Origin of the sequence: Clostridium brassicae (assembly GCF_026738875.1) — a bacterium.
Taxonomy (GTDB): Bacteria; Bacillota; Clostridia; order Clostridiales; family Clostridiaceae; genus Clostridium_H; species Clostridium_H brassicae.
The window spans coordinates 1-1,587 of record NZ_JAPQFJ010000058.1 but is presented as its reverse complement, the minus strand read 5'-3'; the positions used below and the strand labels follow the sequence as shown (position 1 = coordinate 1,587).

Genomic DNA, 1,587 nt, shown 5'->3' with positions numbered 1-1,587 from the left:
TCTGTGAAATTATTCCAGAAGGCTCCGCCTAAAAATCTGGGCGACTATGGAATATATTGAATAATATTAACAGGTAATTATATGAAAATATAATCTTTATATTTGTACGAAATCTAGGTAATTAAAATTACTAAAATTAAAAGCATGGTAATAATATAAAAATATGTTAAAATGCAATTTTATAGTTGAGCATTTATATAAATTTAAAAATCTTTTGTTGAATTAATTAGAGTATGTTATGATAAATTAGTAAGCAATTTGGCTTTCAAATAACCAATAAAGGAGAACAACTATGGAAAATAAAGTTTTGGCTATTGTTAATGGAAAAGAAATAACAGAAAAAGATTTACAAACAGCGATGTTAAGATTTCCTCAAGACAGAAGAGGATTTTTAGCTTCAGAACAAGGTAAGAAACAATTAATAGAACAATTAGTAGCTTTTGAACTTTTCTATAATTATGGAAAAGATAATGGAATTGAGGAAACAGAAACGTATAAAGAAGCGTTAGAAGCTACAAAAAGAGAATTAATAACTCAATTATCTATAGAAAATACATTAAAAAATGTTGAGTTAACAGACAAAGAAGTTGAAGATTATTACAATGCAAATAAAGAAGGATTTAAGACTCCGGAAATGGTATCAGCAAAACATATACTTGTAGATACAGAAGAACTTGCAAATGAAATTGCTGGTAAAATAAAAGAAGGGTTATCTTTTGAAGAAGCAGCACAAGAATATTCAACTTGCCCTTCTAAAGCACAAGGTGGAAGCTTAGGACAATTTGGTAGAGGACAAATGGTTCCTGAATTTGAAGAAGCAGCATTTACTTTAGAAATAGGTACTTTAAGCCAGCCAGTTAAAACTCAATTTGGATATCACTTAATAAAAGTGGAAAATAAGGTGGAAGCGGCACAAAAATCTTTTGATGAAGTTAAAGATATGATAAAAGGTCAACTTATGCAACAAAGACAAAATCATAAATATATGACTATGGTAGAAGAACTAAAAGGAAAATATTCAACTGAAATAAAATAGTATATACATATAGATAGTATTTATATAGTTAGAATTATTTATTGAACTTAGTATTTCTGATTTATCAAGCCTAGTTGCTGAATTTAATAAACAAATGTAGATACTTTTATAATGTAGAGGTAAAAATGATAAGAAGGTATAAATGTAGATGATAACTACTATTTATACCTTTTCGTTTGTGGGGTCTACTCTTCCTTGTGTATCAATATGATAAAAACAAAGAAAAAATGAATTAGATTGATTATAAAGAATATAATTAGTTTTTATGGGATGTAATGAAGTTAATTCATTTAGTAATTATGATAAGATAATCCATGTCGTCACGAAAGTAACGGCAGGGCAGCAACAATATTTGAAATAAAAAGTTCAAAAAAAGTTGTTGACAAAACATAAATAAACTGATATACTAAATAAGTTGCTTGATTGCAGCGAAAGAAATGGTCTTTGAAAATTAAACAGAAGTTGATATAAAGTCAGTCAATTGAATTGAGTAAAGATTAAACTTTTAAATTGAGAGTTTGATCCTGGCTCAGGACGAACGCTGGCGGCGT

The 1,587-nt window shown here is 28.0% G+C and carries 1 protein-coding gene; it reads left to right on the top strand.

What is annotated here, in order from left to right; genetic code table 11:
- The first annotated feature begins 292 nt into the window (after positions 1-292).
- Positions 293-1,036: a peptidylprolyl isomerase gene (locus OW729_RS19320; RefSeq protein WP_268063156.1), complete on the top strand. Its 744-nt coding sequence runs from the start codon at positions 293-295 to the stop codon at positions 1,034-1,036.
- The last annotated feature ends 551 nt before the right edge of the window (positions 1,037-1,587 follow it).